Source organism: Streptomyces sp. NPDC096311, assembly GCF_044763085.1.
Taxonomy (GTDB): domain Bacteria; phylum Actinomycetota; class Actinomycetes; order Streptomycetales; family Streptomycetaceae; genus Streptomyces.
Genome location: NZ_JBIWFN010000037.1, coordinates 48,622 through 55,717, shown reverse-complemented (window position 1 = coordinate 55,717; position 7,096 = coordinate 48,622). Strand labels below are relative to the sequence as shown.

Below are 7,096 nucleotides of genomic sequence, written 5' to 3'. Positions count from 1 at the left end.
TTGTACTTGTACTTGTACTTGTACTTGTACTTGTACTTGTACTTGTACTTGTACTTGTACTTGTACTTGTACTTGTACTTGTACTTGTACTTGTACTTGTACTACCGAGTCGCACAATTGACTTGCTCCTCGGGGTCAACGACCCGGGACTAAAGTCCCGGGCTTGCACAACGGGCGCCACTGGCTGTGGTGCTGCGTTTGCGTCCTGTCCCACGCCCGGTGTTCGGGGGTGGGTCTGGGGCGGTTGACTGCGCCCCGCGTCGCCACAACTCTTCCGCACGGTGGCGGATGTTGCGGGAGCCGTTCCAGTCCGCGTGTGCAACGACACCGCAGGACCGGCATACGAAACGGGCCTGACTGGCCCGGTTCGCCTTGTCGATGTGCCCGCATTCGGCGCAGGTGCGGGAGGTATACGCCGGATCGACGTGCACCACCGGTACCCCCGCCTTGCGGGCCTTGTACGCGATGAACGCTCCGAGCTGGGCGAAAGCCCAGGAGGAGTGGGTGGTCCGTTGGGGCTTGCGAAGCCGTACCCGTGCGCGGATGCCGGTGAGGTCTTCCAGGGCGATTCCGCGACCGGTGCGTTCTGCCTCGGCCACCACATGTTTCGCGATCTTGTGGTTGATGTCCTTCACCCGCCGCGCCTCCTTACGGCGCCGCCTTTTCAGGCGCCGTTTGGCGGACGGGGTGTTCTTACGCTGGAGTTTCGTACGCAGGGTTCGCTCGCGCAGGCGCCCGCGATTCAGCTGACGTCCGGCCATGATCTGACCGTCCGAGGTGGTCGCGATGTTCACGATCCCCAGATCGATCCCGAGGAACTCCGTGACGCTGGTGCTGACTTCGGCTTCGGGGACCTCGCAGGTGGCGGTCAGGAACCACATGCCGTCGCGGTACAGCAGATCGGACTCGCCCTTGCGACACAGAGCCAGGCGGGCCAAATGCTCGGGCGACGCGGTGAACGCCACTTCCTTCATCCGGCCCGACAGGGTCCAGATCGACACCGTGCGCTGCGTGTACTGCCAGGACAGCATCCGGTCGTCATACGGCTGCGCACCCTCCGGCCGGAAGGCGATCGGCTTTTCGGTGGCCCGCCGGTAGCGCTTGGAGGAGGGCTTGCCGAGATTCCCTGCCGTCAGGTTCGCCTTGAGCGTGGTGTACGCGTCGCAGGTCTTCTTGATGACGTGCTGGGCGGCCTGAGCTCCGAGCCGCCACCGGTCCTTGACCTGGCCGTAGGTGTGCTCGCGCAGGGCGAAGTTGCGTTTCACGTCTCTTTCGAACGCCACGGACGACACCCAGGTCGCGGCCTCGTTGCAGGCATGCAGGGTTTCCTCAAGTGCCGCCGCCTGCACGGGCGTCGGCAGAAGTTTCACCTGCACGGTCAACTTCACGACCGTGACGTTACCTGCCGCCCGACATGCCGGCATTCGAACAGCGCACATCCCTCACCCGGCACTCCGGCCCGGTCTTTTTTGCGGGCGCTCCGCGCCCGTGTTGCCGCGGCGATGCTCCGCATCGCCATCACCGGATGCGATTCCTCCCGGGGGTGAACCCCCGGGGTTCCTCGCAAGAGCACGCTGAAGGCGTACCGAAGCTGCATGCGGTGATCGTACGAACGAGCGCCCACCACCAGAGGGAACGTATGAACGGTCGATACCCCTCTTGAACCGGGGAGCGGAACAGGCCGAACGCAGGAGGAGGCGTTGCCCGGCTTCGCCGGCCCGGGCCCGCCTCGCCGAGCAAGGGGTTGGTTCGGACCGGGGCGGGACTGGCCGGGGGTGAGGGGGTCGTGGCCGTACGGGGTCGGGCGGGCTGCCCACCGCACGGGCCGACCTTCCGGCGACGGCAACCCCGGGACCACATACGTGCTCTTACCGGCGGAGTTGTCCGACGCGCGGCGGCACGGACGGCGGGCACGCCGGCGGGATCGGTGGGCGCGCGGGGTACAGGGCCGCACGGGCAGCGGGAGTTCGGCCTGCGGCGGGAGTTCCGGCGGCCGGCGCCTTGGCTAATCTGCACGGGTGACCACCGACCTGACCCTGCTGCCACGTGTCGCCTATCGCGGGCAGGAAGTCACCGCGCCCCGGCTCCGCGGTCTCCTCGCGCTGCTCGCGGGCGACTTGCGCACGGGCTGCAGCACCGAGCGGCTGGTGGCAGGGCTGTGGCCGGACGAGCTGCCGGAGCGGCCGGGAAAGGCGGTGCAGGTCCTCGTGTCCAGGGCGCGGGCGCAGCTGGGCGCCGACGTCCTCGCGAGCACGCCGGCCGGATACCGGCTCGCGCTCGCCGACGACCAGGTCGACAGCTCCGCCCTGCTGCTGCACGCCGCCGCCGGCGCGGACCGGGCCAGGGCCGGGGACCATGCGGGATCGCTGGCCGCGGCCGAGGCCGGGCTCGCGCTGTGGGAGGGCACTCCTGACGGGGCCGGCAGCGCCGACGACCCCGTGGCCGCGTTGCGCGCCGAGCGCGCCCCCATCCGCGGCGCGCTCGTACGCGCGCGGGCGCTCGCGCTCGCCCGGCTGGGGCGGCATGCGGAGGCGGCCGGGCCGCTGGCCGTGGCCGCCGCGGAGCATCCGCGCGACGAGGAAGTGCTCGCCGAGCTGCTGCGCGGTGAGGCGGCGACGGCGGGTCCGTCCGCCGCGCTGATGCGCTACGAGGCGTACCGGCGTGAGCTGCGCGAGACGCTCGGCACGGATCCGGGCGCCGGGCTCAAGGCCGTACAGCAGGAGCTGCTGCGCGGCGAGTCGCCGGTGGTCCGGCGCGGTGTGCCGCACGAGCCGAACCCGCTGCTGGGCCGGGACGAGGACGTCGTGGCGGTGGAGCGGCTGCTGTGCGCCACCCGCGCCGTCACCGTCGTGGGCCCCGGCGGCCTCGGCAAGACCCGGCTCGCGCACGCCGTCAGCCGCCGGGCCGAGCAGCGCGTGGTGTATTTCGTGCCGCTCGCCGGTGTCACGGCGGACGAGGACGTGGCCGCGGAGGTGGCCTCCGCGCTCGGCGCGGGCGAGGGGCGGCCCGGCGCTGTGCGCGGTCACGACCCGGTGTCCGGCATCCTCGGTGTGCTCGGCTCCGGGTCCGCGCTGCTGGTCCTCGACAACTGCGAGCAGGTCATCGCCGGTGCCGCCGGCCTCGTACAGGCGCTGGTCTCGTCCTCGAAGGACCTGCGGGTGCTGGCCACCAGCCGGGCCCCGCTGGGCCTGACGTCGGAGGCGGTGTACGCGCTGCCGGAGCTGGGTCTGGACATCTGCGTCGAGCTGTTCACGCAGCGGGCCCGGGCGGCCCGGCCCGGTGTGGAGCTGCCGCCGGACGCGGTGGCCGGGCTGTGCCGTCACCTCGACGGGCTGCCGCTCGCCGTGGAGCTGGCCGCGGCGCGGGTGCGGGTGCTGTCGGTGCCGGAGATCGCGCGCCGCCTCGGTGACCGGTTCGCGCTGCTGCGCGGTGGGGTGCGGGGTGTGCCGGAGCGTCACCGCACGCTGCATGCGGTCGTGGAGTGGAGCTGGAACCTGCTCGCGCAGGACGCCCGGGCGGCGCTGCGCACGCTGTCCGTGTTCCCCGGCGGTTTTGGCGGTGAAGCGGCGGAACGGGTCCTCGGCGAGGATGCGCTGTTGCTTCTCGAGCAGTTGGCCGGTCAGTCGCTGCTCACCGTCGCCGAGACCCCGGCCGGGGTGCGGTTTCGGATGCTGGAGACCGTACGGGAGTTCAGCGCGGCCCGGCGTGCGGAGGCGGGCGGGGACGAGGAGGCTGTGGTCCGGTTCCTCGCCTGGGCGCGGGACTTCGGGGTCGCGTACCACGACGCGCTCTTCGGCTCGGACGCGCAGGCCGCCTGGGAGCGGATCAAGGCCGAGCAGGACAACCTCGTGCTGGCCCTGCGGCATGCCCTGGCCCGTACGGACAACCCCGCCACCGCCGCCGTCACCGCCGTCCTTGCCAGTCTGTGGTCCACCGGCACCAGCTTTCCCCGCCTCGCCGCCCTCGCCGCGGACACCGGCCCGCCGCTGTCGCACTACCGCCCCGGGCCCGAGTACGTCGAAGTCGCGCGCACCGCCGCGGTGTTGGGCACGGCGACCGTGTTCATGGGCCCCGGCCCGCGCGCCGTACGCCAGCTCGTCACCCTCCGGCGGCTGCCCCCGGCCCCACCGGACACGCTGATGCGTGCCACCGCGGTCGTACTGAGCGCGATCCCCGAGATACGGCCTCCCGGCTACGACGTGCTGCGGAAGCTCTGCGAGGGCGAGGGCGGCGGCGAGCAGCCGCTGCTCTCCGGCATCGCCGAGTGCGTCGCCTGCTACGTCTGGGAGTTCGAGCACGACATCGACCGCGCGCTCGTCTCGGCCCGCCGGTCGGTCGCCGGACTGGCGCCGGTCGACAATCCGTCCGTGCAGCTCATGGTGCATTCCCGGCTGAGCGAGCTGTGCCTGCGCACGGGGCGGGGCGAGGAGGCGTACGAGCATCTCAAGGCGGCGCTCGCGGTGCTGCCGCGGCTCGGGGACGGGCACGACTACATCAGCATCCGCTCGCTCCTCGTCTTCGCCTGCCTGCAGCGCGGCGAGACCGACGAGGCCGAGGACTGGCTGCGGCAGGCGGAGAGCGACAACACCCCGCAGCAGGACGACTTCTACCGGCCCGACCTCTGCGGGCGCGCCGAGATCGCGCTCGCCCGCGGACTGACGGAGGTCGGGCTCGGCCTGTGGCGCGGCGTCGTGGAGCGGATGCTCGCGGCCGGCTCGCTGCGCGGCGGTGACGCCCGGCTCGACCCGTGGGCGATCCTGATCCAGTCGGTGGCGGTGACGGCGCACGCGCACGCCGGCCGGCTCGGGCTGGTCGCGGAGCTGGTCGACCGGCTGCGGCAGCGGTTGCGGACGCTGCTGTGCGATCCGGTCGGCTCGCCCTCCGAACTCCCCTTGTTCGGCACGGTGTTGCACGCCCTCGGTATGACGGGGCTCGCGTCCGGCGACACCGGTGCCGTACGGATGATCGCGCTGGCCGAACGGCTGGGGGTGATGCGCGAGTTCCAGCCGACGATGTCGGCGGACCGCGCCCGCAAGGCGGCCGCGGCCGCCGGAGACGCTGCCGGGGCGGCGTTCGCCGACGCGGTGTCGGAGTACGCCGCCCTGGAGCGGGACGAGTTGCGGGAGGCAGCCCGCGCTGTCATGGCGGTTACTTCGGGTCGCGGTTGAAGGACGCCGTCGACCAGCGGTAGCCGAGCACGGTCAGGCCGACGCACCAGGCGATCGCGATCCACCCGTTGTTGCCGATCCCGGTGCCGAGCAGCAGGCCGCGCAGGGTCTCGATGGCCGGGGTGAACGGCTGGTACTCGGCGATCGGCTGGAACCAGCCCGGCATCGTGTCGGCCGGGATGAAGGCGCTGGAGATGAGCGGCAGGAGGATCAGCGGCTGTGCGCTGTTGCTGGCCGCCTCGGCGTTCGGGCTGGCCATGCCCATCCCGACGGCGATCCAGGTGAGTGCCAGGGCGAACAGTGCGAGCAGGCCGAACGCCGCCAGCCATTCCAGGGCGGTGGCGTTGGTGGACCGGAAGCCGATGGCCACGGCGACGGCGCCGACGAGGACCACGCTGGCGATGCACTGCAGCACGCTGCCGACGACGTGCCCGACGAGCACGGAGCCGCGGTGGATCGCCATCGTGCGGAAGCGGGCGATGATGCCCTCGTTCATGTCGGTGGCGACGGACACCGCGGTCCCGATGACGGTGCCGCCGATGGTCATCATCAGGATGCCCGGGACGATATAGGCGATGTAGTCGGAGCGGTCGGCGCCGCCGATGCCCGTGCTCATCACGTCGCCGAAGATGTAGACGAAGAGCAGCAGCAGCATGATCGGGGTGAGCAGCAGGTTCAGGGTGAGGGACGGGTAGCGGCGCGCGTGCAGGAGGTTGCGGCGCAGCATCGTGTGCGAGTCGCGGACGGCGAGGGAGAGGGCGCTCATCGGACGTTCTCCTTGGGCTGGCTGGGCTGGGTGGGGATGGTGGTGGGGCCGGTCAGGGCGAAGAACACGTCGTCGAGGTCGGGGGTGTGCACGGTCAGCTCGTCCGCCTCGATGCCGGCCGAGTCCAGCCAGTCGAGGATGGCGCGCAGTTCGCGCTGGCTGCCGCCGCTGGGGATCTGCAGCGCCAGCGCCTCGTCGTCGCGGGTGACCTCGCGCAGGGCTACGGCGGCGGACCGGTAGGCGTCGGGGTCGGTGAAGCGGAGCCGGACGTGGCCGCCGGGGACGAGCCGCTTCAGCTCGTCGGCACTGCCTTCGGCGGCGAGCTTGCCGTCGTTCAACACCGCGATGCGGTCGGCGAGTTCGTCGGCCTCGTCCAGGTACTGGGTGGTGAGGAAGACGGTGACGCCGTCGGAGACCAGCTCGCGGATGATCTGCCACATGTTGTGGCGGCTGCGCGGGTCGAGGCCGGTGGTCGGCTCGTCGAGGAAGATGATCCGCGGGTCGCCGACCAGCGTCATGGCGAGGTCGAGGCGGCGCTTCATACCGCCGGAGTAGGTGGAGGCGGGCTTCTTCGCGGCCTCGGTGAGATCGAAGCGCTCAAGGAGTTCGGCGGCGGCGCGGCGCCCCTCCTGCCTGGACAGGTGGTGCAGGTCCGCCATGAGGAGCATGTTCTCCTCGCCGGTGATCAGGCCGTCGACAGCGGAGAACTGTCCGGTGACGCCGATCGCGGCCCGCACGGCCTGGGGGGCGGCGGCGAGGTCGTGACCGGCGACCCGCAGCTCGCCGGCGTCGGCGGTGATGAGGGTGGAGAGGATCTTCACGGCGGTGGTCTTGCCGGCGCCGTTCGGGCCGAGCAGGGAGAAGACCGTGCCGGCCGGCACCGCCAGATCGATGCCGTCGAGGACCGTCTTGTCGCCGTAGGCCTTGCGCAGCCCCTTGGCCGCGATGGCGAGTGAGTGCGAGGTCGTTGTCGTCATGCCGAGGAGGTTGCGGCAGGGCGCATTCAGCACGGTTTCACGATGGTTTCAATGCCCTGGAACCGGGCGGCGCAGGGCGATGTCTTGTTGCCTCCCTGCCGTGTCTTGTTGCCTCCCTGCCGTTGCGGCCCCAGCGCGGCTGCCGCCGCGCCCCGGTGGGCCGGGCCCGTGCCCGGCTGCCGGGT

The 7,096-nt window shown here is 71.4% G+C and carries 4 protein-coding genes; 1 reads left to right on the top strand and 3 read right to left on the bottom strand.

Translation table 11 applies throughout. The features are described 5' to 3' along the window. Positions 1–149: 149 nt before the first annotated feature. On the bottom strand, positions 150–1,388 hold the full coding sequence (locus ACIRA5_RS50550) for an RNA-guided endonuclease InsQ/TnpB family protein (RefSeq protein ID WP_403704605.1): 1,239 nt from the start codon (positions 1,386–1,388) through the stop codon (positions 150–152). Positions 1,389–2,018: 630 nt separating this feature from the next. On the opposite strand from ACIRA5_RS50550, the gene ACIRA5_RS50545 reads away from it, so the two are divergent. Beyond that, positions 2,019–5,168: an ATP-binding protein gene (locus ACIRA5_RS50545; protein WP_403704602.1), complete on the top strand. Its 3,150-nt coding sequence runs from the start codon at positions 2,019–2,021 to the stop codon at positions 5,166–5,168. Here ACIRA5_RS50545 and ACIRA5_RS50540 read toward each other — a convergent pair. Together ACIRA5_RS50540 and ACIRA5_RS50535 are read right to left on the bottom strand one after the other, a co-directional pair. Further along, complete coding sequence (locus ACIRA5_RS50540; protein ID WP_403704599.1) at positions 5,149–5,934, bottom strand: ABC transporter permease; 786 nt, start codon at positions 5,932–5,934, stop codon at positions 5,149–5,151. The genes ACIRA5_RS50545 and ACIRA5_RS50540 overlap by 20 nt on opposite strands. Then, entirely contained in the window at positions 5,931–6,911 is a 981-nt protein-coding gene (locus tag ACIRA5_RS50535; protein ID WP_403704596.1) for an ATP-binding cassette domain-containing protein, read from the bottom strand. Before ACIRA5_RS50535 ends, ACIRA5_RS50540 begins: the two co-directional genes overlap by 4 nt. Between the last annotated feature and the right edge of the window lie 185 nt (positions 6,912–7,096).

Excerpts from the sequence above, each read along its gene's own strand:
- ACIRA5_RS50540 (WP_403704599.1), bottom strand. The coding sequence starts at position 5,934 with ATGAGCGCCCTCTCCCTCGCCGTCCGCGACTCGCACACGATGCTGCGC.
- ACIRA5_RS50535 (WP_403704596.1), bottom strand. The coding sequence starts at position 6,911 with ATGACGACAACGACCTCGCACTCACTCGCCATCGCGGCCAAGGGGCTG.